The organism is Caulobacter sp. FG121 (assembly GCF_057809815.1).
In genome coordinates this window covers 31,170-53,520 of record NZ_JBMDKR010000003.1, presented here as the reverse complement: position 1 = coordinate 53,520, position 22,351 = coordinate 31,170, and the positions used below count along the sequence as shown (strand labels likewise).

The window sequence follows — 22,351 nt, the reverse complement described above, 5'->3', positions numbered from 1 at the left end:
TTTGTCGCCGGGTGGCGGATGTCGCACAAATTGCTCCGTCATCCTCGGGCTTGTCCCGAGGACCCATGCACAACGGCCCAGGCAGCAAATGCGCAGAACGGCCTGCGCACTCTTTTCTTCGATCACGTTCAGGCGTCCCCCCGGGGTCGGCCAGAGGCTGACCCGAGGACGGGCTCTGGAACAAGTCCGACGATGACGTGGATTTCGTTCAGGCCGCAGCTCGCTCCGCGGCCAGCGACGCCATATCGATCACGAAGCGGTACTTCACGTCGGACCGCTCCATTCGCTCGTAGGCGTGGTTGATGTCCTGCATCGCGATCATCTCGCAGTCCGGTAGCACGTCGTGCTCCGCGCAGAAGTCGAGCATCTCCTGGGTCTCGGCGATGCCGCCGATCGGTGAGCCGCTGACCCGGCGTCGGCCGCCGAGCAGCAGGCCGCTGTGGAACGGCGGCAGCTCGTCGATGGCGCCGACGATGACCAGCGAGCCATCGATGTCGAGCAGCGGGAGATAGGGCTGCAGCTTGTGCGCCACCGGGATGGTGTCGATGATCAGGTCGAAGCCGTTGCGCGCCGCGCGCATGGCGTCACGGTCGCTCGACAACAGCACCTGGTGGGCGCCAAGAGCCTGTGCGTCGGCCCGCTTTGACTCCGAGCCGGTGATCACCGTCACCTCGCAGCCCATGGCGACGCCGAACTTCACGGCCATATGGCCAAGACCGCCGAGGCCCGCGACGCCGAGCCGCGTGCCCTTGCCGGCCTTCCAGGTCTTGAGCGGCGAATAGGTGGTGATGCCGGCGCAGAGCAGGGGCGCCACGCGGGTCAAATCGAGGCTCTCGGGGACCTTCAGCACGAAGGCCTCGCGCACCACGATATGATCGCTGTAGCCGCCGTAGGTCGTCTCGCCGGTGATCCGGTCCTTGCCGTTGTAGGTGCCGGTCGAGCGGTTGCGGCACAGCTGCTCCTCGCCCTTGCGGCACTGGTCGCAGTCCATGCAGCTGTCGACGAGACAGCCGACGGCGGCGAGATCCCCCTCCCTGAATTTGCGCACCTGCGGCCCGACGGCGCTGACCCGACCGACGATCTCGTGGCCCGGACAGCAGGGATACATCGTGCCGCCCCAGTCGTTGCGGGCCTGGTGCAGGTCGGAGTGGCAGACGCCGCAATAGAGGATGCTGATCTTCACATCGTCCGGCCGGAGGGCCCGCCGGTCGAAATGGAAGACCGCCATGCCGCTGTCGGGAGCGGAGGCGGCGTAACCGAGGGCACTAGGCATGGGCGTCCTTTGGGTAGCGCGAAGGTTCGAAGGGGCGGTCGCGTCAGAAACGAGGCAGCTGCTTGATGAGGGCCGCGAGGTCGAAGCCGGCAAGCAGCCGACCATAGGCGACCATGTAATAGACCGCGAACAGAAGCGTCGCGATCCGGACGTAGAGGAAGATCGCCCGTGTGCGCCAATAGACCTTCACGGGCTTTCCATCCCTGACCCGGATCGTCCGCTGCCAGCCAAGACCCGGTTCGCCGAACCGGTTCTCGAGCGAGGCCAGGTAGGATCCGATCCCATAGATGGAGTCGCTATGGTCCTTCCGGTAGGCGGCGAAATAGTGGGTGACCAGAAACGGGACCCAGGCCCCGGCTAACGCCATCGGTCGGCTCAAGTGATCGGCGTAGGTCAGCAGCCAGGCGGCGGTCGCGAAGACCGAGACGAAGAAGAAATTATAGATCTGGCCGATCTGCGTCAGCTTGACCAGCATCTCGTCCCGGAGAGCCCGATACTCGACGATATGAAAGGGCTCGTTCCTGTCGTCGTCCATGACCCTGTCCGGTCCTGTTGCGCTGGCGTCCGGAGCGGAGTTTCGGCGACTTTTGCAGATTGGTGCAAGGCGCGTCGCGACAAGGGCCGTCGGTTAGTCTTCGAACAGGTCCGCCGTCTCTTCCAGCACTTCCCGGGCCAGCGTCCGGTTGACCGGTCTGCCCTGTTCGGCCGCCGCCTCGTCCAGCCGGGCGACGACGGCGCGCGCGGCCGTCACGGACCGCTCCATCCGACGCAGCAGGAACTCGTAGAGGTCCGGAGCGGCGCGGATGTGCTTCTCGCGGAACAGGGACTCCAGCACCGCGATCAGCAGGGCGTCATCGGGCGCATCGATCTCGGCCACCGTCAGGGCGTTCAGCCGCGAGCGCAAGTCGGGGAGGGCAGCGGGCCAGGCCGTCGGTCGGGTCCGGGCGGTCAGCAGCAGGCCGCCATCGGTCGGGGCGCGGTTGATCAGGTGGAACAGCGCCTCGTCGCCGATGGCGTCGGCGTCCTCGACCAGCACCGGCGCGCCCTCGGCCAAGGGGCCGCCAGCATAGCGCACCGCACCGGACCGTTCAGCCCATACGGTCGCCAGATGGGTCTTGCCCGCGCCCTCAGGCCCGACCAGCGCGAGGGCGCCGCCGGGCCAGCGCGGCCATGCGTCGACCAGCGCCACCGCCCGCTCATTGGCCGCCGAAGTCGCGAAGGCCGCCCGGGTGAACACGGGCGGGCTGGCGAGGCGCAGGCTGAGCTGTTTGGCGCGGACGGTCACGGGTGCGGTTTACCATGCGGGGTCAGTCGCGCGAGCCGGGGCGGCGGCAGGGGCGGGGATAGGGCGCTTCGGGCTGTGGATGGAATGGGCGGGGACACGCGCTGAAGTGCTTGTCCCCCGCGCGAACCTTGACAATCCGAGGGACGCATGCGCCCTTCCGCGCCTCCGAAATTCGCGCTTCGGCGCCTGAAAACGACCTGAAAATGCACGCTTATCGCACCCACACCTGCGGCCAGCTCCGCGCTTCCGACACCGGCGCCGCTGTGCGCCTGTCCGGCTGGATCCACCGCAAGCGCGACCATGGCGGGCTGGTGTTCGTCGATCTGCGCGACCACTACGGTCTGACCCAGCTGGTCATCAGCCCGGAAACCCCCGGTTTCGACCTGATCGAGCGTATCCGCACCGAGAGCGTGATCCGCGTCGACGGCGAAGTCGTTGCCCGCTCGTCGGAGACCATCAACGCCAACCTGCCCACCGGCGAGGTCGAGCTGCGCGTGACCGGCATCGAGGTGCTGTCCGAAGCGGCCGAACTGCCCCTGCCGGTGTTCGGCGAGCCAGACTATCCCGAGGAGCTGCGCCTCAAGCACCGTTACCTCGATCTGCGCCGCGAGACCCTGCACAAGAACATCGTCCTGCGGTCGAAGGTGATCCACTCGATCCGCCACCGCATGGTCGGCCAGGGCTTCCTCGAGTACCAAACGCCGATTCTGACGGCGTCCTCGCCGGAAGGCGCGCGCGACTTCCTGGTTCCGTCGCGGCTGCACCCGTCCAAGTTCTACGCGCTGCCGCAGGCTCCGCAGCAGTTCAAGCAGCTGCTGATGGTCTCGGGCTTCGACCGCTACTTCCAGATCGCGCCCTGCTTCCGCGACGAGGACCTGCGCGCCGACCGCAGCCTGGAATTCTACCAGCTCGACGTCGAGATGAGCTTCGTCACCCAGGAAGACGTGTTCGCGGCCATCGAGCCGGTGATGCACGGTGTGTTCGAGGAGTTCGCCGACGGCAAGCCGGTGACGCCGTACCCGTTCCCGCGCATCGCCTATGCCGACTCCATCGCCTGGTATGGCAGCGACAAGCCCGACACGCGCAACCCGATCAAGATGCGCGACGTGTCGGAGAGCTTCCGCGGCGGCGGCTTCGGCCTGTTCGCCAAAATTCTCGACGCCGACGCGAAGAACGCTGTCTGGGCCGTGCCCGCGCCGGGCGGCGGCTCGCGCGCCTTCTGCGACCGCATGAACAGCTGGGCCCAGGGCGAAGGCCAGCCGGGCCTCGGCTATGTGTTCTGGAGCGAGGACCAGGGCGGCTGGGGCGGCCCGATCGCCAAGAACCTCGGCGCCGACCAGACCCAGGCGCTGATGGACAGCCTCGGCCTCGGACAGGGCGACGCCGCCTTCTTCGTCGCCGGCGATCCGAAGGTCTTCTACAAGTTCGCCGGCTCGGCCCGCACCCGTCTGGGTACGGAGCTGAAGCTGATCGACGAGGGGCGCTTCGAGTTCTGCTGGATCGTCGACTTCCCGATGTTCGAGTGGAGCGACGAGGAGAAGAAGGTCGACTTCAGCCACAACCCCTTCTCGATGCCGCAGGGCGGGATGGAGGCGCTGGAGACCCAGGATCCGCTGTCGATCCTAGCCTACCAGTACGACATCGTCTGCAACGGCTATGAGCTGTGCTCGGGCGCGATCCGGAACCACAAGCCGGAGATCATGCTCAAGGCGTTCGAGATCGCCGGCTACGGCCAGGATGTGGTCGAGGAGCAGTTCGGCGGCATGCTGAACGCCTTCCGCTACGGCGCGCCGCCGCACGGCGGTCTGGCCCCCGGCATCGACCGTATCGTCATGCTGCTGGCCGGCCAGACGGCGATCCGTGAGGTCATCGCCTTCCCGCTGAACCAGCAGGGTCAGGATCTGTTGATGAGCGCGCCGTCAGAAGTGTCCGACAAGCAACTGAAAGAGCTGCATATTCGTCTCGCGCCGCCGATCAAGGGCTGACGCCGGCATCCGGACCTAGTCCCGGATGGAGATGATCTGGCGGTTAAAGGCGCGCGGCGCGGGCGGCGGCTTCGGCGGGCTGACCCGCGCTGGCGGCGCCGGGGCGGCCGGCGGCGCTGGCGGGGCTGGTGGCGTGCGAACGATGATCATGCCGCGGCAGGCCTTGACCCGAAGTCCGGCCGGCAGGCGGGTCTTCTCATCTCCGCAGGCGTCGTCGAGCTGGTCCTGACGCAGGCCGCGGGCCCCGGCCAGATTGGCGCCGGCGAGGATCGTCCCGTCGAGGCTCACCCCGCGGAAGTCCGCGCCCTCGAAAGTCGAGCCGGTCAGCACCGCCCGATCCAGTGAGGCGCCCTTGAACGACGCGCCGTCGAACCGCGACGCGCTCATGAGTGCGCCGTCAAGCTCGGCAGAGGCGAAGATCGCGCCCTGGCCGTTAACGTGCAGCAGCTTCGCCCGCGGCAGTTCGGCGCCGTCGAACCGGGTCGAAACCAGGCTGGCGAACATCAGGTTCGCCCCGGGCAATTCGGCGCCGGTCAGGCTGGCGGTGTTGAAATTGGCGCGCATGAAGTTGGCCGACGGCGCTTCCAGGCCGTCCAGCCGGGCGCCGGCGAAGTCCGCGCCGCCGAAGTCGCTGTTGGCGATGGTCGCGCCGCGCAGGTCAGCGCCCGACAGATGCGCCCGCTGGAAGTTCGAGCCCATGAAGGTCGCGCCGCGGAGGTCAGCGCCGATGAAGGTCGCCTCGGCGAAGGCGGCGCCGGCGAACCGTGCTCCCGTCAGCCGCCGTCCGGACAGATCGCATTTGCCGCAGCTGCCGCCGAAGGAAACAAGCCGTGCGACGTCACGATCGTCGATCATGGCCTGGGCGTGTCCCACAAGGCCGAGGCTGGTCAGGACGAGGCTCGAAAAGGCGATCGCGAAACGGGTCATGGACCGTCAGGGGCTGCGGCTCGGAGAGAGCCTGTTCGCTATCCGGTTTGCCGCGACACTGCCCGGAAGGCCACTTAAATCGCGGTAATGACTTGGGTTTAACGACAGGCGGGGATGCGCAGTCCGGCGGGAAGAGTCGTCGCCTCGTCGCCACAGGCCCGGCTCAGCTGGGCCAGGGTCAGTCCGGTCGCGCGGCTCATCTCGGCGCCGGAAAAGTTCGCACCGGCCAGCGTCGCGCCCCTGAAGTTCGCCCCTTGCAGGTAGGCGCCGACGAAGGTCGCATTGGTAAGGTTGGCCCCGGCGAAGCTGGCGCTGGAAAACACGCCGCCATAGGCGTTTACGTCGCGCAGGTCCGTTCCCGCGAAGCTCGTCCGGTTCATCACCGACAGGCTGAGGTCCGCCTGGCGCAGGCGCGAACCGGACAGGTTCAGGCCCTTGAGCGTGCGGTTCGACAGCTCGGCCTGGAACAGGTTGCAGCGCGGGCAGCTCGCCCCGCCCTGCACGCGGGCGATCTGGCCGGCGTCCTGGGCGAAGGCCGGAGTCGCGGCGGCGAGCATGGCGGCGAGGCCGAAAGCGGCAAAGGGTTTCATCACGGCACGGATGCTCCGTTGGGCGTCGGATTCACCCTTAACCGTGCAAGCTTAAGGCCAGATGACCTCTCATACCCGTCATCGTCGGACTTGTTCCGACGACCGAGGAACACCCATCCATCCAATCAGAAAGGTTGCTTCGACCGCGCGCGATCGGCATGTGTCCGCGTGCATGGGTCGTCGGAACAAGTCCAACGATGACGGAGCGGGATCAGCTCGCCCCGCACGCGCCGCAAACGCCGCCGATGACCGCCAGGTCGCCGCAGGCCGGGCAGACTCCCGCCGCGCGTTGCTGCAGTTCGTCGGACAGCTCGCCCTTGCGGCCGGCGAACGGCAGGAAGACCAGATTGTCCGGCGCGGATCCGCGCGCGAAGCCCTTCGAGATGAACTTTGACGCCGGCTGGGGCTCTTCCTGGAGGGCGACGGCGGCGTCATCCGCCTTGCCGCGACCGAGGCCGTCCGCGTTGAGCGCTTCGCCGTCGGCGTTGGCCAGATCGTGACGGCCCAGGTAGCTGACGCCCAGTTCGCGGAACACATAGTCGAGGATCGAGGTCGCCGACCGGACCGTGTCATTGCCCGTCACCGGCCCGGCTGGTTCGAACCGCGTAAACACGAAGGCGTCGACGAACTCGTCCAGCGGCACGCCGTATTGCAGGCCTATCGAGATCGCGATGGCGAAGTTGTTCATCAGGCTTCGGAAGGCGGCACCCTCCTTGTGCATGTCGATGAAGATCTCGCCGAGCTCGCCGTCGTCGTACTCGCCCGTGTGCAGATAGACCTTGTGACCGCCGACGGCGGCTTTCTGGATGTACCCCTTGCGGCGGTCGGGCAGCTTGCGTCGGGCGCGCTCCACTTCGACTTCGACACGGCGCTCGACGATGCGTTCCTCGATGATCGTCTCGGGTCGGGCGGCCTTCGGCGCCTCGGGCTCGGGCAGGGCGAGGCCGAAGCTGGCCGGGGCCGCCTCGCGCACCAGCCAGACCGCGCTGACGCCAGCACCCAGGGCCTGAGCCAGCATCGCAGCAGCTTCGGCGGGCGTGGCCTTAAAGGGCAGGGCGATCCGAGTCAGGCCGGGCCGTCCCGTCGCGGCGTCGACAGCGGCGGCCATGGCCAGCCGGTCGGCGAGCGACGTCAGCTCGAAAACGGCCCGCTGCGCTGGATCGAGCGCGGGACAATCGTCCAGGCCGGCGGCCCCCATGGCGAAGCGTTCAGCGGCGGCCACCTGTTCGAGGGAGAACCCGGCGAAGGCGAGGGTGTCGAACGCCGGATCTTCCAGCGCCTCGGCGGGAGCGCCCAGCACGTCGCAGACGAAACCGGCGCCGAGAATGGCGGGCGTGAAAGCCTGGGGCAGCGACGTCACGAAAACCAGGTGGTTCTCGGCGGCGCTGATTTCGTGGTCGGTGAGGCCCAGCGCGTGTAACTCGGCGTGGCCGACGCCCGGCGCATCCTCGAGCGTGCCAGCCCCGAGCGCGTGGAGACGCGCGGCATCCAGATCGGCGCCCAGCACCGACAGGCCGCGCAGGGCGGCCTCCGACAGCACCGGCACGACTTCGCCATCGAAGGTCTCGGCGTGGACAACGACGCGGGGCACGGGCGCGACGCCCAGGCTGACGCCGCCGAGGCGGAGTGAAAGCTCGGCGTCCTCGAACGCTGCGATAGTCAACGCCGGCAGATCCGGAGTTTCGCCATCGAGGTTTCGTGCGACGTCGGCGGCCAGGGCCCAGAGGTCGGACGCGGCGCGGGTGGCATCTTTGGTGTTCCACGCCAGCCCGTCGGCCATCAGTTGCTCTGCGACGCCGGCCAGGGTCAGCCGCGGCGACTCGCCGGCGCGGGCGGCCAGCTTGATCGCAAGGCCCGCGACGCGGACGGCGGCAGTCAGGTCTTCGGAATTCAGGCCGCGGACGTGGATCGCCGCGCAAGGGCCGGCGGCGAGGTCGTGAAGCCGTTCCGCCGTCGCCTGGTCGCGGGCAAGCGCCAGCCGGCCCGTGCGCCAGGCCAGCAGGCCCGGGCGGTCCAGATCGTCGTCGGCCCCTCCAAAGGCCAGCATCAGCGGCGGCGGCGCCATGTCCAGCAGCGCTGGCCCGGCGTTCTCGCCGGCGAAGCCCAGGGCTATGGCGTCGGCGATCGACGCGTCGTCGGCGCCGGCCAGCCTGGCGGCGTGGGCGGTCCGGGCCAGCGCCGGATTACCGGAAGGATCAGCGCAGGCGGCGGGATCGCCCTCGCAACGGCGCACGGCGTCAGAAATGGCGTTGAGGCGCGCGGCCAGCGTTTCCGTCGATCGTTCAGCCAGCGCCCGGCCAAGAGAGTCTGCCGACAGATGGTCAGCAGCAGCCCGGAAGGCAGGATCGGTCACGGAAGGGGCGGGGGTGTCCGCAAATACCTGACGGCTGGCGCCGAACGCGACCAGGCCGCCAAGCATGGCGGCGGTCAGCTCCGCTTCAAACGCCAGCAGGTCTGCGCGGCGATCGAAAAGGCCGAGAGTCGCGGCGCGCGCGATCAAGGTGTCGGTGAAACGCGCCGGTCCGCCGGCCAGCAACGCCGTGCCGTCGCGCTCTCGACCCGGCGCCTCGGGCGCAACGGAGTCGGCCCAGTCAAGCCAGGCTTCGACCCTGGCGCTGGTCCAGCCCCGCGGCGCGATCACGCCGGTCAGGGCGTCGGCGGTTTCCACCGTCCGAAGTTCGACTTGCGGCGCGACGGCCCTGGCCAATCGCCTGGCGAAACGCATCGACCCGACTCTCCACTGCACCCTCGCGCAAGGCTAGAGAGCGCATGGAAGCCGGGCAATAGATATGGCGTGCGACACGGGAGCCATCCACAAGATGTTGCGTTGCGACGCCCCGGCGTGGCGCTGGACGCGGAGGGAGCGCGCCGCTATGGTCCCTGCTACCTCAAGACCTTGTCTTCAGCGGATTTGCGCGTGCTCAAAGCGATCTTCACCTGGTGGAACGGCGCCACGATCGGCCAGAAGTTCCATATCGGCCGCCGTGGCGTGTTCGTCGGTCAGGACGAGCTCGGCAATCGCTATTACGAGGCTCGCGACAACCGTGACAGCTACGACCAGCGCAAGCGTCGCTGGGTGATCTACAACGGCTACGCCGAGGCCTCGAAGGTAACGCCCGACTGGCACGGCTGGCTGCGCTACACGTTTGACAATCCGCCGACGATCGAGCCGCTGCTGCGCCGGTCGTGGGAAAAGGACCACCGCCCCAATCTGACCGGCACAGTCCATGCCTGGCGGCCCAAGGGGTCGATCGCCCAGGGCGGCGAGCGCGACCGGGCGACCGGCGACTATCTGCCATGGACGCCCGAGTAGCACGCCGATGCGGCTGAAAATCTCCCTGCTGGCGGCTGCGGTGCTGTTGAGCGCCGCCGGACTCGTGCAGGCGCGCCAGGCGCCACCGCCCGAGCCGGTCAGCAGCCCGCCGCCGGGAGCGCCGGGCACGTCCGGTGAGCCTGCGCCAGAAGAGCCGCCGCCGGGGCCGGCCGTCCCAACCCCCAACTCAGAGACGGCCCCGACCACAGCCGAGACGCCCGCCACCAGCAGCAAGCCGAAGTCTCAGGCCGTCGAGAAGCCGGCCGACCCGACGCGTCGCGCCCGTTCCGGCGCCGCCATCATCCAGGCGATCGACAAGGTGACCGCCGAGACGCTGCGCTTCGAGGCTCCGATCGGTCAGCCGATCCGCTACAAGACCCTCGTCTTCACCGTCCGCGCCTGCGAGACCACCGCGCCGGACGAGGATACGCCGGACTCGATGGCCTACATGACGATCGACTCCCAGCCGAAGTCGCTGACCGGTCGCGCGCCGCCGCCGCCAAAGCAGGTGTTCCGCGGCTGGATGTCGGCGGCCTCGCCGGGTCTCAACCCGTTGCAGCACCCCGTCTATGACGCCTGGTTGATCGCCTGCAGGGCTTCCTGACCGGACTCGACGAAGCGGTGGAAGTCGGCCTCGAGCGCCAGCGCTTCCGCCAGTTTCCGGCGGTAGGCCGCGCGGGGAATTTCGACCGCACCGAACTGCGCCAGATGATCGGTCATGAACTGGGTGTCGAGTAGCCGGTAGCCCCCGACGATCAGCCGCGCGACGAGATGCACGAGTGCGACCTTGCTGGCGTCGCGGGCGGTGCTGAACATGCTTTCGCCGAAGAAGGCCCCGCCCAGCGACACGCCGTAGAGGCCGCCGACCAACTGGCCGTCCAGCCGGCATTCGACGCTGTGCGCGCGACCGGACTGGTGCAGCCGCTCATAGAGCATCTGGATGGGCTGGTTGATCCAGGTTTCCGGTCGCCCGGGACGGGACGCCGCGCAAGCCTCGACGACGCCGGCGAAATCGCTGTCGATGCTGACCTGGTAGCGGCCAGACCGCACGGTGCGCGCCAGTCGGGACGAGACGTGGAAGCCGTCGAGCGGGATCACGCCGCGCTTCTGAGGATCGATCAGGAAGACCTGATCATCCTCACGGGAGTCGGCCATCGGAAAGACGCCGCGACGATAGCAGTCGACCAGCTCTTCGATGTCGAACGCGTCGTGGGCCACCTAGCCCTGCGCTTTGATCCACTGCTCCAGCCAGTGGATGTTGTAGTCGCCGTTGCGGATGTCTTCCTGCTGAAGCAGGTCCTGGAACAGCGGGATCGTCGTGTCGACGCCGCTGACCACCATCTCGCCCAGGCAGCGCTGGGTGCGGGCGATGCATTCGGCGCGGTCACGGCCGTGGACGATCAGCTTTCCGATCAGGCTGTCGTAATAGGGCGGGATGGAATAGCCGTCATACAGCGCGCTATCGAGCCGCACGCCCAGGCCGCCGGGGGCGTGGAAGCCGTTGATGGTGCCGGGCGACGGCGCGAACGTGCGGGCGTTTTCGGCGTTGATGCGGCACTCGATGGCGTGGCCTTCGAAGACCACCTCGTCCTGCGTGAACGAAAGCGGCAGGCCGGCGGCGATGCGGATCTGTTCCCGCACCAGGTCGATGCCGGTGATGGCTTCGGTGACCGGGTGCTCGACCTGCAGACGGGTGTTCATCTCGATGAAGAAGAACTCGCCCTTTTCCCAGAGGAACTCGATCGTGCCGACGCCGAGGTAGCCGATGGCCTTGATGGCGTCGACGACCACCTTGCCGATGGCGACCCGTTCGGCGGCCGACAGGGCCGGGGAGGGGGCCTCTTCCATGACCTTCTGGTGGCGGCGCTGCAGCGAGCAGTCGCGTTCGCCCAGGTGCACGACGTTGCCGAAGCTGTCGGCGATGACCTGCAGCTCGATGTGGCGCGGCGTCTGGAGATAGCGCTCCATGTAGACCGCGTCGTCGCCGAAGGCCGCGCGGGCCTCGCTCTGGGCGGTGGCGACGGCTTCGGACAGGTCTTCACGGGTCTCGGCGACCTTCATGCCGCGCCCGCCGCCCCCGGCGGCGGCCTTGATCAGGACCGGGAAGCCGATCTTGTCGGCGGCCGCGAAGGCCTCTTCCTCGGTGGTCAGGGCGCCGTCCGAGCCGGGCACGACCGGGATGCCGGCGGCCATGACGGCCTGTTTGGCGGTGATCTTGTCGCCCATCATCCGGATGTGTTCCGGCTTGGGCCCGATGAAGGTGTAGCCGTGCGCGCCGACGATCTCGGCGAAGCGCGCGTTTTCCGACAGGAAGCCGTAGCCGGGGTGAACGGCCTGGGCGCCGGTGATCTCACAGGCGGCGATGATCGAAGGGATGTTGAGATAGCTCTTGGCCGCCGGGGCCGGGCCGATGCAGACGCTCTCGTCGGCCAGCCGCACCCACATCCCGTTGGCGTCGGCCTCGGAGTGGACCGCCACGGTGGCGATGCCCATTTCCTTGCAGGCGCGGTGAACCCGCAGGGCGATTTCGCCGCGGTTGGCGATCAGGATCTTGTCGAACACGGCTCTGGCCTACTCGATGATGACCAGCGGCTCGCCGAATTCGACGGGCTGGGCGTCAGACACCAGGATCTCGACGATCTTGCCGGCCTTCGGAGCCGGGATCGGGTTCATGGTCTTCATGGCCTCGACGATCAGCAGGGTCTGGCCCTGGGTGACGGTCTGGCCAACCTTGACGAACGGGTCGGAGCCCGGCGTGGCCTGCAGATAGATGGTGCCGACCATCGGCGACTTGATCGTTTCGCCGTTGTGAGCCGGAGCGGCCGGGGCGGCTTCAGCGACCGGGGCAGCGACCGGCGCGGGCGCGGCGGGGGCAGGGGCCGCGGCGGGGGCGGCGACCTGATGGGTCATAGCCGGCGCCATCTGCTGAACGGTCACCTCCCGGGCGACGCGGATCTTCAGACCGCCGCTCTCGACCTCGATTTCCGTCAGGCCGGTATCCTTGAGGATGTCGGCCAGCTTGCGGACCACGCGGGTGTCGATGGCCTGGGGTTCGCCGGACTCGGGAGCGGCCTTGGGACTGGACATGAAGCTTTACCTTGTCTGCGGATCAGGCCGAGGCGCCGGAGGCGCCGATCAGGCCGGCGGCGGCCTCGACCGCCAGTTCATAGCTGTTCGCCCCGAAGCCGGAGACGACTCCGGTGGCGGCCAGCGACACATAGGTCTTCCTGCGAAACGTCTCCCGCGCCGCCGGGTTCGACAGATGGCACTCGATGATGGGTATATCGAGAGTCTTCAGCGCGTCGAGCAGGGCCACGGAAGTGTGACCGTAGCCCGCGGGGTTGATCACGAGCGCCGACGCCTCGGTCCGGGCCTGCTGGACCCAGTCGATGAGTTCGCCTTCGTGGTTGGATTGCCGGAACACGATCGAGTAGCCGAGGCCCTTGGCCCGGGCTTCGCAGCGGGCCTGGATATCGGCCAGCGTCTCTCGTCCGTAGATCTCGGGCTCACGGACCCCCAGAAGATTGAGGTTGGGGCCGCTCAGCACATGGATCGGTTTCGCCATCAGGCCCCGCCGTCGTTTCGGCGGCCCTTGTATCTTCGCCGGGCCGGGGTCACAAGCTGCAGCGTCATGCGCGTGTATATCAATGGCGAGGAACGGGAGGTCGAGGCGGTCGCAACCGTCGCCGATCTCGTGGCGGCGCTGGGTCTGGAGACCCGCAAGGTGGCCGTCGAGCGCAACCTCGAAATCGTCCCCAGGAGCCTGCACGCGGCCACGCCGGTGCACGATGGCGACCGCTTCGAGATCGTCACGTTCATCGGCGGGGGATAGACAATTTCGGCAGTGTTTCTGGCGGCCGTTTCAGTAGTGCCGGAAATAATATCTTGCCGGTCATGCGTTTTCGTGAGACCTCCAAGCCATCGAAGTTCGATCTGGCGCGGCCAGCCGTTTCGGTATCCCGTCCCGGGACGCCCGAAGTAGCCCTCCAAAACCTCTGAGAATTTGATCGCGCAGCCGCATCTCGCGGGCTGAAATTTATGTCTACAAGGCTACAATACTATGGCTACCGGAACAGTTAAGTGGTTCAACGCGACCAAGGGCTTCGGCTTCATCGCGCCTGACGCGGGCGGCGGCGACGTGTTCGTCCACATCTCGGCGGTCGAGCGCTCCTCGCTCGGCTCCATCCATGAAGGTCAGAAGCTCAACTATGAGCTCGAGCGCGACCAGCGCAGCGGCAAGACGTCCGCTGGCCAGCTGACGTCGGCCGACTGAGGCTTTCAGCTTCATTCAGATACTGACGACGGGTCGGCTCACGCCGGCCCGTTTTCTTTTGTGCGCCTGTCATGGAACCGTCCGTGCTAGGATGCGCGACGCTTCCGATGGGAGCCCTGCCGGCGACTCGCCCATCCGCCGTCCTGCCCGATCAGTGTCCCGTCATTCGCGGGACTGCGGGGGAGAAAGGCGAAGACCATGAGCATCGCGAACCGTCCGGTCCCGAAGCACGACACGATTCTGCTGCTGCGCAGCGCCATCGCCGAAGCCGGCGAAAAGGGGTCGGACCTGTCGGCCATGACCCTGCATCTGACCCATCGCGACGCGGCCCTGCTCAAGCGCAGCCCGACCGTGGCCATGGAAGAGATCAGCTTCCTCGGCGGTGAGATGCGCTTCCTCGGTGTTAAGGTCGAAGTCGGCCAGGTGACCGTCAGCGCGCTCGGGGCGTAATTCCCGCTGATCCTCCCCTCTGGGGGAGGTGGCTCGCCGACGGCGAGACGGAGGGGGTCCACTCCGGTGGAAACACCCCCTCAGTCAGCCCTTCGGGCTGACAGCTCCCCCAGAGGGGAGCAACCAACCCTGTGTTTCCTCGGCTAGTCCGAATACCGGACCTGGAACTCGGCGCCGTCGTCCTCGACGTTCTCGAGGGTGACGGGCGTGTCCACGCCGTCTTCCTGCGTCAGAACGGCCTCGCCGCCTTCGAGATCGTCGGCCAGAGCCGTGAAGTCGCCGTCGAGCGAGCCGCTGGCCACGGACCGGTCTCCGTCCGCATAGAGGTCCATCTGGTAGCCGACAGCGAAGATGCGACCGGCGGCCATCAACGTGCCGTCGCCGCGCAGCGTCTTCAGCAGCTTGAGCGATCGCTTGCCGCGGCGTGACCCGAACCCGGGTCCCTTGGCGGCTTTTGGCGGTTCTGGCTTGTCTGACGGCGGCAATCGACTCTCCCGGGCGCCGCGGGCCGGGGGGCGAGGGGCGAGGACGGATTATGCGCCCCGGGGGACGGCGCGACCAGCGCTAACGGTCAGATGCCACGCTGGGCGCCCCGCCTCAGCGCCGCGATGGTCGCTGCGGCCAGGGTTCCGCACTTCCAGGCGCTGTCCCGGTTATCAGCCATGCCGCTGGCGGTGACCACGGCGTCCAGATCCATCAGGGCCCAGAGCCAGCGATCAGCTTCCGGCTGGACGACGATGGCGTAGCCGCTCTCGGCGGGCGCGGGCTGCAGCATGTGAGGTCCTCCCTATTTCTCCGATGCTGGACGGGCCGCGCCGAGCGGTGAGGGAGGGGATGTGGAGATGAAGTGCAGGGGGCGACGGCTTTCAGTTGCTCCCCATCGGGGGAGCTGTCGCCGCGAAGCGGTGACTGAGGGGGTCCGCTCAGATGTCCACAGCTCGGGGTGACCCCCTCCGTCTCGGCTTAGCCGAGCCACCTCCCCCGAGGGGGGAGGATCTTCAGTCAGCCGCCGACCTCCGCGACCGGCAATACGACCTCGAACCTCGCCCCGCCCGCCGAGGACGCCAGACTGACCCGGCCATGGCTTGCGGCCAGCAGGGAGCGGGCGATGGGCAGGCCAAGGCCCGTCCCGCCCGCTGCCCGGCGGCTGGTGAAGAAGGGCTCGAACAGGCGGTCGCGATCAGCCTCGGCCACGCCGGGGCCATTGTCGGAGACCGACAGGATTACGGCCGCAGCGTCGTGCGTCGCCGAAACCCAGGCCCGCGTTGCGCCGACCAGGCGACTGTTTTCCAACAGGACCGTCAGCACCGTCTCGATGGCCTCGGCCGGTACGGCCACGGCCGGCAGATCCGGCGGCAGGCCCGCCTCGATGGACAGCGTCGAGCCGCCGAGCGCATCAACCATCCGGTGGACGATGTCGCCGACGTCGACGGCCTGGCCGACCCCGGGCTGGGCCATGTCGGCGCGCGCGAGGTCGAGCAGGCGGGTGACCAGCTGGGTCAGGCGGGCATTGTCGTCGGCGATATTGGCCAGGAAACGCGCCCGATCCTCGTGGCTCATGGTTTCACCATGGTCCTGCAACAGCTCGATCGCTCCGCCGATGCCCGCCAGCGGCGTCTTGAACTCGTGGCTGACGGCGGCGGCGAAGTCGCGGAGATAGCGGGAGCGTCGGTCGATGGCCTCGGCCATGGCCCGGAAATCCTCGTAGAGCTGACGGATCTCGATGGCCGCCGTCGCCGGCGTTTCGGGAATGTCGCCGACTCCCGCCGCCACGTCGCGCGAGGCGCGGCTGAGCGCCACGATTGGACGGGTGATGCCGCCGGCGATCAGGCCCGACAGCATCACCAGGATCAGGATCAGTCCGGCCAGACCGGCGAGGAACTTGCCGCGGTCCTCGTAGAGCCCGCCGAACAGGGCGCGGGGCGACCGGGACAGCAGCAGTACGCCCTCGACCTTGCCATTGACGACAATTGGCCGGGCGTAGTGCAGACGAATGCCCGAGGCGCGGCTCAGCCATTCGAACGAGTAGCGCGGGCGGTAGTCGGACTGGCGGCGCAGCACGGTGCGGGTGTCGCCGCGCAGGGCCGCAGCGACCTCTGGCAGGCGGCGCAGGCTGCCTCCGCGACCCAGTCCCTGGACGACCACGCCGTTTCGATCGAGCACGACCACCGAGGCCAGGGTGGTGCGCGTCGTCTCGTCGATCACCCGACGTAGTGCAGGCAGCGCCGCTATCGCCGCCGGATCGGCCGGCGCCGCGCCGCGCAAGGCCGGCGGACGGGCAGGCAGCACCGGAGACCGACTGAGGTCGATCGTCGTATGTTCAGGCGTGTAGTAGCCTGGCGCGGTCTTGTCAGGCGGGTTGGTCGACGGCGCGATACCCGGCCAGAGAGTCGCCGCGGCGGCGGTCAGGGCCGCGCCCTGGGACACCAGTTCGACCTCGGTCTGGCGGACCAGGGTGTTCTCGTACACGCGCAGGAAGACGGCCCCGGCCACCGGCATGGCGGCGACGCCGAACAGCACCGACAGCAGGATTGTCCGCAGCTTCAGCCGCGGCCAGATGCGTTTGAGCGCGGCCTTGACCCTGGCGATCAAGGAACCTGGCCGGTGCAGGCTCCGAGCCGGTAGCCGACCCCGGCGCGCGTCTCGATCACGTCGTGGCCCCCGAGGGCGGTGAACTTGCCTCGCAGGTTCCGAACATGGCTGTCGATGGTGCGGTCGGTGATGGCGAAGCCCGGGCCGTGCAGCCGGTCGATGATGGCGTCTCGGCTGAACACCTTGGTCGGGGTCGAGGCCAGCGTGCGCAGGATGCCGAACTCGGTGACGGTCAGGGCTGCCTCGCGGTCGTCCCACAGGGCGGTCCAGCCGTCGGTGTTGAGGGTCAGGCGGCCGCGCACGATGGCGGCCTCGTCGTCACCGGCGGCGGGCGGCGTGGCGCGGCCGCCGGCGCGGCGCAGGATGGCCTGGACCCGGGCGGTCACCTCGCGCGGGCTGAACGGCTTGACCACATAGTCGTCGGCCCCCAACTCGATGCCCAGCACCCGGTCGATCTCATCGTCGCGCGAAGACAGGAACAGGATCGGCAGGTCGCCCTGGGCCCGCAGCCGGCGGCAGACCTCGAGTCCGTTCAGGCGCGGCATGTTGATGTCGAGAATGACCAGGTCCGGCGCGTTCGCGGCCACCGCCGCCAGCGCCGCCTCGCCGTCCTCGGCCTCGCGCGCTTCCAGCCCCGCCTTCGTCAGCGCGAAGGCCAGCAGCTGGCGGATATGGGGGTCGTCATCGACGATCAGGATCGAACGGGTCATGGGCGCATCATCCGCCGACGCCGCGCCGGGTCAACGGGGGAGGGGTGCAGGGGACGAACGGCTGTGATGCAGATTTGGTGCAGATGCGTCCGCGTTCTTCTCGCGGGGCGCGACACGGCGTAAACCGCCGCCATGACCGAGACCCTGACCCCCGCCGCCGACACCTGGACCGTCGCCGGCCGCACCTTCACCTCGCGCCTGATCGTCGGCACGGGGAAGTACAAGGACTACGCCACCAACGCCGCCGCCGCCGAGGCGGCCGGGGCCGAGATCGTCACCGTGGCCGTGCGCCGGGTAAACATTTCCGACCCCAGCCAGCCGCTGCTGATGGATTTCGTCCGGCCCGACCGGTTCACCTACCTGCCCAATACCGCAGGCTGTTTCACCGGCGAGGAGGCGGTGAGGACCCTGCGGCTGGCGCGCGAGGCTGGCGACTGGTCGCTGGTCAAGCTGGAGGTGCTGAGCGACCCGAAGACCCTCTATCCGGACATGGAAGAGACCCTGAAGGCGTTGAAACTGCTGGTGAAGGAGGGTTTCGACGTGATGGTCTACTGCACCGACGACATCGTCTACGCCCGCAAGCTGGAAGAGGCCGGCGCCGCCGCCATCATGCCGCTTGGCGCGCCGATCGGCTCGGGCCTCGGCATCCAGAACAAGGTCAACATCCGCCTGATCGTCGAGCAGTCCAAAGTGCCGGTGCTGGTCGACGCCGGGGTCGGCACGGCCTCGGACGCGACCATCGGCATGGAGCTGGGCTGCGACGGCATCCTGATGAACACCGCCATCGCCGAGGCCAAGGACCCGATCCGCATGGCCCGCGCCATGAAGTACGCGGTCATGGCCGGGCGGGACTCCTACCTCGCCGGCCGCATGGCCCGCCGGATGTACGCCGACCCGAGCTCGCCGCTGGCGGGGCTGATCTAGAGTCGCCGATTGTCTCGCAATGTCCCGGCAGTATCGGTCCCGGGAGTCCCGTTCTCCGGATTGCGCGGGACCTGACCTCTGATAGCCTCGGCGGCAGCAGAGGGGGTCCATATGCGCATTGGTCTGTTTGCCGGCGTCGCCGTGGCAGGATTCGTCATCGGCCTCGCCGAGCCGTCCCGGTCGGCGGACGAGCAGGTCATCGACGCCCTGACCCTGTCGATGATCTGTGGCAACGAGGCGGAAAGTTCGGGCGGAAGCGCGCCGCCGGTCGCCGCCGCGGCGCTTAAGCTGTCGCAGGGCTTCGGCAATGGCGGATTTTCGATCAGCACCGGCAATCCCGAGGCCCAGCGCTGGTTCAGCTTCGGCATCCAGCTGGCCCAGGCCTTCGCCCATGAGGACGCCAAGGCCGCCTTCAAGGAGGCCGCACGGCTCGATCCCGCCTGCGCCATGTGCGTCTGGGGCCAGGCCTTCGCCGAAGGGCCGACGATCAACTACGGCATCAGCGGCGAAGAGCGCGCCAAGGCCCTGGAACTGGCGGTCAAGGCGCAACAGCTGGGCACGAGCGCGACGGCGAAGGAGAAGCGCCTGCTGGCCGCGATGGTCCGGCGCTACCAGCGCATCGGCGGCGATGGCGCATATGCGGCGGACATGGTCGCGATCGCCGCGACCTGGCCGGACGACGACGCGCTGCAGGTGCTCGCGGCCGAGGCGTTGATGGACACCAGCAGTAAGGCCCGCGTGCGTGAAGCCGACGCCCTGCTCGAGCGGGTGCTCGCCCGGTCGCCGGACCATGTCGGCGCGATCCACTTCTACATCCACTCCAGCGAGTGGATCGACGAGGGCGGCAAGGCCGAGCCCTACGCGGACAAGCTGGGCCGGCTCGCGCCGGCGGCCAGCCATCTGATCCACATGCCGTCGCACACCTACTATGTGGTTGGGCGCTACCGCGAGGCGGGCCGAGTCAATCTGGCGGCCATCGCCGTCGATACGCAACGCATGAAGGCCGACGGCGCCGCGACCGGCTGGAAGATCCCCTACTACGGCCACAACGTCCGCTTTGCCGTGGGCGGGGCGATGATGGCCGGCGACGCCGAGGCGGCGCTGTCGATCGCGGACCTCTACACCAGCGTACCGGTCGAGATTGCCGAGAAGCAGCCGTGGCTGCAGGCCAGCGCGGGGTCGGGCTGGTTCGCGCTGGGGCGCTACGGCGATCCGGACAAGGTGCTGGCCATGGCCGGGCCCGGCGACCGCCTGCCGCTGGTGCGGGCGATGTGGCGCTATGGCCGGGGTGAGGCGCTGGCGCGCAAGGGCGACGCGAAGGGCGTGCTGGCCGAGGCCGCCGCGCTGACGCCGACGTCAAAGGAGATGGCGGGGTACCGCCAGGGCGGACCGACTGCCGGGGCCCTCATCCTGATCGCTCATGAAACCCTGCTGGGCCGGGCGGCGATGCTGGAGGGGCGTTACGGAGATGCGGCGGCGGCGTTCCGCAAGGCCGCGGCGAAGCAGGAGAAGGTGTTCGGCTTCGGCGGCGACCCGCCGATATGGTGGTATCCGGCGCGGCGCAGCCTGGCGGCGGCCCTGCTGGCCGGCGGCCACGCCGATCAGGCGCTGGTCGAAGCCAACGCGGTGCTGGCCAAGTGGCCGAAGGATCCGATGAGCCTGCTGGTGCTGTCCCGGGCCGAAGCGGCCCTGGGTCATCAGCCGGCGGCCGTTGACGCCCTGACCCGCGCGAAGGCCGGCTGGAGCGGCGGCGCGGTCGAGGGGCTCAGCCTGAACGGGATCTAGCGTCAGCTCGCCGGGCGGGGCGCGCCCTTGCCCGGGCCCGCCGAGGCCTGTTGATCCGAACCCGGCTTGCGGCGGAGTTCCGCGGCGATGGCGGCCTTCAGAGCGTCCGGATCGGCGCCCGGAATCAGCGTGTCGCCGACGATGAAGGCCGGCGTGCCCTCGATGCCGAGGCCGCTGGCGATACCGTGGACGTCCTGCAGGTAGCGCTTGCGGTCGGCGGAGGCCTGGGCCTGACGGGCCGCCTGCGGGTCGATGCCGTGGGCGGCCATGATGCGCGCGGCGACGGCGTCATTGAGGGGTTTCGCGGCCATGAAGTCGCGGTGCAGCGCCGAATAGGCCGCCGGCGATGTAGTGAGCGATGCGGCCGCCGCTGCGAACTCGCTGGTCTCGCCAAAGATGACCATGTCCTTGAACACGAACCGCACCTGCGGATGGGTGCGCGCCAGCTCGAGAATCTGCGGGGCGATCAGCTTGCAGTAGCCGCAGTTGTAGTCGAACAGCTCGACGACAGTGATCTTGCCATCAGGGTTCAGGACCTGGTCGCGCGGGTCGTTCTCCAGCTGCTGGCGGTAGGCGCCGAGCGACTCCCGGGCCTGTTTGGTCTTCAGGGCGGTGCTCACCTCGATGAGGATTTCCGGATTGGCCAGCAGATAGGCCCGCACCTTCTGGCCAAAGGCCGGGTCGACCTTGGGCGTGGTCGACGAAGAGCCGCAGGCGGTCGTCAGGATGGCGAGGGCGGCGATCAGCATCGTACGCATCGGGAAACTCCGGCGGATTTGAACTCTGGGACGGATTGTCTGGCGTCGCGGGTCAACGGCGACGAGAGGTCGAGCCTTCGTCGGACAGCACCCGCAGATCGAGGTCTGTCGGGTTCGAGGCCATGATGATGTCGGTGGCCCGGAGCCATTCGACGGTGCTGCGATCAAACAGCTCCCGGGCCCGGACGGCGAAGTTGCGGGATTCGCCCAGGGCGCCGATGGCGAAATACTGTTCGGCCGTGGCCAGCCGGGCCAGGCCCTCATCGCCGCGGGCTTCGTAGGCCATGGCCAGCAGACGCCACGCTTCGGCGTTGTCATCTTCCAGCAGCGTCACGCGCTTGAGCTCGGCGATCCCTTCGTCGCGCTTCTTTGCGTCGTTCAGGTTGATCAGCGTCTGACCCAGGTTGATGCGGAGAAGGGCGGCGTCCGGCTTGAGGGCGACCGAGCGGCGCTGCGGCTCCTCTGCTTCGGCCACGCGGCCGAACTCGAACAGGATCTGACCCTTCAACTCCCACAGGTAGGGGTTGTTCGGCTGTTCCACGAGCATGGCGTCGATCAGCCGGATCGCACGGTCCGGATCCTTGATCTGGTAGTAGGCGATGGCCCGGGCATAGCGGGCCGGATAGCTGGTGTCGGTTTCCTTGTATTTGGTCAGCGACAGCTGCGGATTCACGAAGCCATCGATCTTGGCCTTCATGATCTGGAATTCGAGGACGTCCGCCGCCGAATCCGCAGCGGGGAAACTGGCCTGGGCCTCGACCCGGCTGCGCAGGAGCTCAATCCGCTGCGACGACAGCGGGTGGCTGCGGAAATAGGGGAAGCGGCGATCCTGGGAGAAGACCTCCTGGTACCGGAACTTGTCGAAGAAATCGACGAGCCCCTTGCCCGACTGCCCGGTCTTCTCGAGGAATCCGACCGCAGCCTGGTCGGCGCGGCCTTCCTGTTCGCGGCTGTATCCCAGAGCGCCGAGGGCGCCGAAATACTGCGAGTTCGCCATCAGGATCGCGCCCGCGTCAGGCGCGCCGGCGAACATGGCCAGGACGCCCAGACCCATGGTCAGCAGCATCGGCTTGAGGCCGGCCCGGGTCAGCTCGCCCGAGCGGATCGGGTGGCCGCCAGCGAGGTGGCCGGTCTCGTGGGCGATAACCCCTTTGAGCTGGTTGGGGGTCTCGGCCTCGAGGATCAGCCCGGTGTGGAGGCCGAGTTGCTGGCCCTGGGTGGCGAAGGCGTTCAGAGTCGGGTCGCCGATCAGGAGGATGCGGACATCCTCAGGATGCAGGCCCGCGGCGCGAAAGATCGGGTCAGCCTCATGGTGGAGGATTTCCTCGATCTCGGTGTCGCGCAGCAGGGTAGGGCCCCGCTCGGAGGACTGCGCCCAGACAGGCGCGGCCTGGGTCATCATCGCCGCGGTGAACGCGGCGATGATGCCGAGGGTCCTGCCAGGCTTCCGGATCGGGGAGGTCATGCCGCAATACTCTCCGTCGCG

The 22,351-nt window shown here is 68.3% G+C and carries 24 protein-coding genes; 8 read left to right on the top strand and 16 right to left on the bottom strand.

All coding sequences use genetic code 11. The features are described from left to right. Positions 1 to 208 precede the first annotated feature (208 nt). The 3 genes from ACODSL_RS09045 to ACODSL_RS09035 all read right to left on the bottom strand — a co-directional run bounded on the left by ACODSL_RS09045 (position 209) and on the right by ACODSL_RS09035 (position 2,558). Positions 209 to 1,273 carry an NAD(P)-dependent alcohol dehydrogenase gene (locus ACODSL_RS09045; protein WP_488900352.1) on the bottom strand — a complete coding sequence of 355 codons (1,065 nt, stop codon included), beginning with the start codon at positions 1,271 to 1,273 and terminating at the stop codon, positions 209 to 211. A 43-nt stretch (positions 1,274 to 1,316) separates the two neighbouring features. Continuing rightward, on the bottom strand, positions 1,317 to 1,808 hold the full coding sequence (locus tag ACODSL_RS09040; RefSeq protein WP_488900351.1) for a hypothetical protein: 492 nt from the start codon (positions 1,806 to 1,808) through the stop codon (positions 1,317 to 1,319). A 93-nt stretch (positions 1,809 to 1,901) separates the two neighbouring features. Then, entirely contained in the window at positions 1,902 to 2,558 is a 657-nt protein-coding gene (locus tag ACODSL_RS09035) for a P-loop NTPase family protein (protein ID WP_488900350.1), read from the bottom strand. 203 nt (positions 2,559 to 2,761) lie between these two features. Between ACODSL_RS09035 and aspS the strand changes: the two genes are divergently transcribed. Beyond that, complete coding sequence (gene aspS / locus ACODSL_RS09030) at positions 2,762 to 4,543, top strand: aspartate--tRNA ligase (protein ID WP_488900349.1); 1,782 nt, start codon at positions 2,762 to 2,764, stop codon at positions 4,541 to 4,543. Between the two features lie 15 nt (positions 4,544 to 4,558). Here the strand turns inward: aspS and ACODSL_RS09025 are convergent, their stop codons facing one another. The 3 genes from ACODSL_RS09025 to ACODSL_RS09015 all read right to left on the bottom strand — a co-directional run bounded on the left by ACODSL_RS09025 (position 4,559) and on the right by ACODSL_RS09015 (position 8,785). Further along, positions 4,559 to 5,470: a pentapeptide repeat-containing protein gene (locus tag ACODSL_RS09025; protein ID WP_488900348.1), complete on the bottom strand. Its 912-nt coding sequence runs from the start codon at positions 5,468 to 5,470 to the stop codon at positions 4,559 to 4,561. A gap of 98 nt (positions 5,471 to 5,568) precedes the next feature. Continuing rightward, on the bottom strand, positions 5,569 to 6,060 hold the full coding sequence (locus tag ACODSL_RS09020) for a pentapeptide repeat-containing protein (RefSeq protein WP_488900816.1): 492 nt from the start codon (positions 6,058 to 6,060) through the stop codon (positions 5,569 to 5,571). A gap of 211 nt (positions 6,061 to 6,271) precedes the next feature. Continuing rightward, a complete protein-coding gene (locus ACODSL_RS09015; RefSeq protein WP_488900347.1) occupies positions 6,272 to 8,785 on the bottom strand; it encodes a TSCPD domain-containing protein in 2,514 nt (837 codons plus the stop codon). A 192-nt stretch (positions 8,786 to 8,977) separates the two neighbouring features. On the opposite strand from ACODSL_RS09015, the gene ACODSL_RS09010 reads away from it, so the two are divergent. Both ACODSL_RS09010 and ACODSL_RS09005 read left to right on the top strand, forming a co-directional pair. Next, entirely contained in the window at positions 8,978 to 9,373 is a 396-nt protein-coding gene (locus ACODSL_RS09010) for an NADH:ubiquinone oxidoreductase subunit NDUFA12 (RefSeq protein ID WP_488900346.1), read from the top strand. 7 nt (positions 9,374 to 9,380) lie between these two features. Then, a complete protein-coding gene (locus ACODSL_RS09005; protein WP_488900345.1) occupies positions 9,381 to 9,977 on the top strand; it encodes a DUF2155 domain-containing protein in 597 nt (198 codons plus the stop codon). On the opposite strand, the gene aat is transcribed toward ACODSL_RS09005, so the two are convergent. The 4 genes from aat to ACODSL_RS08985 are packed head-to-tail and all read right to left on the bottom strand — an operon-like array spanning position 9,941 to position 12,938. Further along, on the bottom strand, positions 9,941 to 10,591 hold the full coding sequence (gene aat, locus ACODSL_RS09000) for a leucyl/phenylalanyl-tRNA--protein transferase (protein WP_488900344.1): 651 nt from the start codon (positions 10,589 to 10,591) through the stop codon (positions 9,941 to 9,943). The genes ACODSL_RS09005 and aat overlap by 37 nt on opposite strands. Then, positions 10,592 to 11,935: an acetyl-CoA carboxylase biotin carboxylase subunit gene (gene accC, locus ACODSL_RS08995; RefSeq protein ID WP_488900343.1), complete on the bottom strand. Its 1,344-nt coding sequence runs from the start codon at positions 11,933 to 11,935 to the stop codon at positions 10,592 to 10,594. A 9-nt stretch (positions 11,936 to 11,944) separates the two neighbouring features. Continuing rightward, positions 11,945 to 12,460, bottom strand: coding sequence for an acetyl-CoA carboxylase biotin carboxyl carrier protein (accB, locus tag ACODSL_RS08990; protein WP_488900342.1), 516 nt, complete (start codon positions 12,458 to 12,460; stop codon positions 11,945 to 11,947). A gap of 22 nt (positions 12,461 to 12,482) precedes the next feature. Next, entirely contained in the window at positions 12,483 to 12,938 is a 456-nt protein-coding gene (locus ACODSL_RS08985; RefSeq protein ID WP_488900341.1) for a type II 3-dehydroquinate dehydratase, read from the bottom strand. 66 nt (positions 12,939 to 13,004) lie between these two features. Between ACODSL_RS08985 and thiS the strand changes: the two genes are divergently transcribed. The 3 genes from thiS to ACODSL_RS08970 all read left to right on the top strand — a co-directional run bounded on the left by thiS (position 13,005) and on the right by ACODSL_RS08970 (position 14,096). Continuing rightward, positions 13,005 to 13,205: a sulfur carrier protein ThiS gene (gene thiS / locus ACODSL_RS08980; protein ID WP_488900340.1), complete on the top strand. Its 201-nt coding sequence runs from the start codon at positions 13,005 to 13,007 to the stop codon at positions 13,203 to 13,205. 228 nt (positions 13,206 to 13,433) lie between these two features. Further along, on the top strand, positions 13,434 to 13,646 hold the full coding sequence (locus ACODSL_RS08975; protein WP_488900339.1) for a cold-shock protein: 213 nt from the start codon (positions 13,434 to 13,436) through the stop codon (positions 13,644 to 13,646). Between the two features lie 198 nt (positions 13,647 to 13,844). Then, positions 13,845 to 14,096, top strand: coding sequence for a hypothetical protein (locus ACODSL_RS08970; protein ID WP_488900338.1), 252 nt, complete (start codon positions 13,845 to 13,847; stop codon positions 14,094 to 14,096). A 143-nt stretch (positions 14,097 to 14,239) separates the two neighbouring features. On the opposite strand, the gene ACODSL_RS08965 is transcribed toward ACODSL_RS08970, so the two are convergent. From ACODSL_RS08965 to ACODSL_RS08950, 4 genes are all read right to left on the bottom strand, one after another. After that, positions 14,240 to 14,581, bottom strand: a complete 342-nt coding sequence (locus ACODSL_RS08965; RefSeq protein ID WP_488900337.1) for a hypothetical protein — start codon at positions 14,579 to 14,581, stop codon at positions 14,240 to 14,242. A gap of 86 nt (positions 14,582 to 14,667) precedes the next feature. After that, on the bottom strand, positions 14,668 to 14,871 hold the full coding sequence (locus tag ACODSL_RS08960; RefSeq protein ID WP_488900336.1) for a hypothetical protein: 204 nt from the start codon (positions 14,869 to 14,871) through the stop codon (positions 14,668 to 14,670). A gap of 227 nt (positions 14,872 to 15,098) precedes the next feature. After that, positions 15,099 to 16,688, bottom strand: a complete 1,590-nt coding sequence (locus tag ACODSL_RS08955; RefSeq protein ID WP_488900335.1) for a HAMP domain-containing sensor histidine kinase — start codon at positions 16,686 to 16,688, stop codon at positions 15,099 to 15,101. Further along, positions 16,685 to 17,398, bottom strand: coding sequence for a response regulator (locus ACODSL_RS08950; RefSeq protein WP_488900334.1), 714 nt, complete (start codon positions 17,396 to 17,398; stop codon positions 16,685 to 16,687). The genes ACODSL_RS08955 and ACODSL_RS08950 overlap by 4 nt, the downstream gene beginning before the upstream one ends. A 132-nt stretch (positions 17,399 to 17,530) precedes the next feature. On the opposite strand from ACODSL_RS08950, the gene ACODSL_RS08945 reads away from it, so the two are divergent. After that, complete coding sequence (locus ACODSL_RS08945; protein ID WP_488900333.1) at positions 17,531 to 18,322, top strand: thiazole synthase; 792 nt, start codon at positions 17,531 to 17,533, stop codon at positions 18,320 to 18,322. A 111-nt stretch (positions 18,323 to 18,433) separates the two neighbouring features. Continuing rightward, positions 18,434 to 20,107 (top strand): hypothetical protein, encoded by a 1,674-nt coding sequence (locus ACODSL_RS08940; RefSeq protein WP_488900332.1) that lies wholly within the window; start codon positions 18,434 to 18,436, stop codon positions 20,105 to 20,107. A 2-nt stretch (positions 20,108 to 20,109) separates the two neighbouring features. Here ACODSL_RS08940 and ACODSL_RS08935 read toward each other — a convergent pair whose 3' ends face one another. Then, positions 20,110 to 20,865 (bottom strand): DsbA family protein, encoded by a 756-nt coding sequence (locus tag ACODSL_RS08935; RefSeq protein ID WP_488900331.1) that lies wholly within the window; start codon positions 20,863 to 20,865, stop codon positions 20,110 to 20,112. Between the two features lie 52 nt (positions 20,866 to 20,917). After that, positions 20,918 to 22,330 (bottom strand): M48 family metalloprotease, encoded by a 1,413-nt coding sequence (locus tag ACODSL_RS08930; RefSeq protein ID WP_488900330.1) that lies wholly within the window; start codon positions 22,328 to 22,330, stop codon positions 20,918 to 20,920. Positions 22,331 to 22,351: the final 21 nt, after the last annotated feature.

Excerpts from the sequence above, each read along its gene's own strand:
- ACODSL_RS09045 (WP_488900352.1), bottom strand. The coding sequence starts at position 1,273 with ATGCCTAGTGCCCTCGGTTACGCCGCCTCCGCTCCCGACAGCGGCATG.
- ACODSL_RS09040 (WP_488900351.1), bottom strand. The coding sequence starts at position 1,808 with ATGGACGACGACAGGAACGAGCCCTTTCATATCGTCGAGTATCGGGCT.
- aspS (WP_488900349.1), top strand. The coding sequence starts at position 2,762 with ATGCACGCTTATCGCACCCACACCTGCGGCCAGCTCCGCGCTTCCGAC.
- ACODSL_RS09025 (WP_488900348.1), bottom strand. The coding sequence starts at position 5,470 with ATGACCCGTTTCGCGATCGCCTTTTCGAGCCTCGTCCTGACCAGCCTC.
- ACODSL_RS09020 (WP_488900816.1), bottom strand. The coding sequence starts at position 6,060 with ATGAAACCCTTTGCCGCTTTCGGCCTCGCCGCCATGCTCGCCGCCGCG.
- ACODSL_RS09015 (WP_488900347.1), bottom strand. The coding sequence starts at position 8,785 with ATGCGTTTCGCCAGGCGATTGGCCAGGGCCGTCGCGCCGCAAGTCGAA.
- ACODSL_RS09005 (WP_488900345.1), top strand. The coding sequence starts at position 9,381 with ATGCGGCTGAAAATCTCCCTGCTGGCGGCTGCGGTGCTGTTGAGCGCC.
- accB (WP_488900342.1), bottom strand. The coding sequence starts at position 12,460 with ATGTCCAGTCCCAAGGCCGCTCCCGAGTCCGGCGAACCCCAGGCCATC.
- ACODSL_RS08985 (WP_488900341.1), bottom strand. The coding sequence starts at position 12,938 with ATGGCGAAACCGATCCATGTGCTGAGCGGCCCCAACCTCAATCTTCTG.
- thiS (WP_488900340.1), top strand. The coding sequence starts at position 13,005 with ATGCGCGTGTATATCAATGGCGAGGAACGGGAGGTCGAGGCGGTCGCA.
- ACODSL_RS08975 (WP_488900339.1), top strand. The coding sequence starts at position 13,434 with ATGGCTACCGGAACAGTTAAGTGGTTCAACGCGACCAAGGGCTTCGGC.
- ACODSL_RS08970 (WP_488900338.1), top strand. The coding sequence starts at position 13,845 with ATGAGCATCGCGAACCGTCCGGTCCCGAAGCACGACACGATTCTGCTG.
- ACODSL_RS08960 (WP_488900336.1), bottom strand. The coding sequence starts at position 14,871 with ATGCTGCAGCCCGCGCCCGCCGAGAGCGGCTACGCCATCGTCGTCCAG.
- ACODSL_RS08950 (WP_488900334.1), bottom strand. The coding sequence starts at position 17,398 with ATGACCCGTTCGATCCTGATCGTCGATGACGACCCCCATATCCGCCAG.
- ACODSL_RS08945 (WP_488900333.1), top strand. The coding sequence starts at position 17,531 with ATGACCGAGACCCTGACCCCCGCCGCCGACACCTGGACCGTCGCCGGC.
- ACODSL_RS08940 (WP_488900332.1), top strand. The coding sequence starts at position 18,434 with ATGCGCATTGGTCTGTTTGCCGGCGTCGCCGTGGCAGGATTCGTCATC.
- ACODSL_RS08935 (WP_488900331.1), bottom strand. The coding sequence starts at position 20,865 with ATGCGTACGATGCTGATCGCCGCCCTCGCCATCCTGACGACCGCCTGC.
- ACODSL_RS08930 (WP_488900330.1), bottom strand. The coding sequence starts at position 22,330 with ATGACCTCCCCGATCCGGAAGCCTGGCAGGACCCTCGGCATCATCGCC.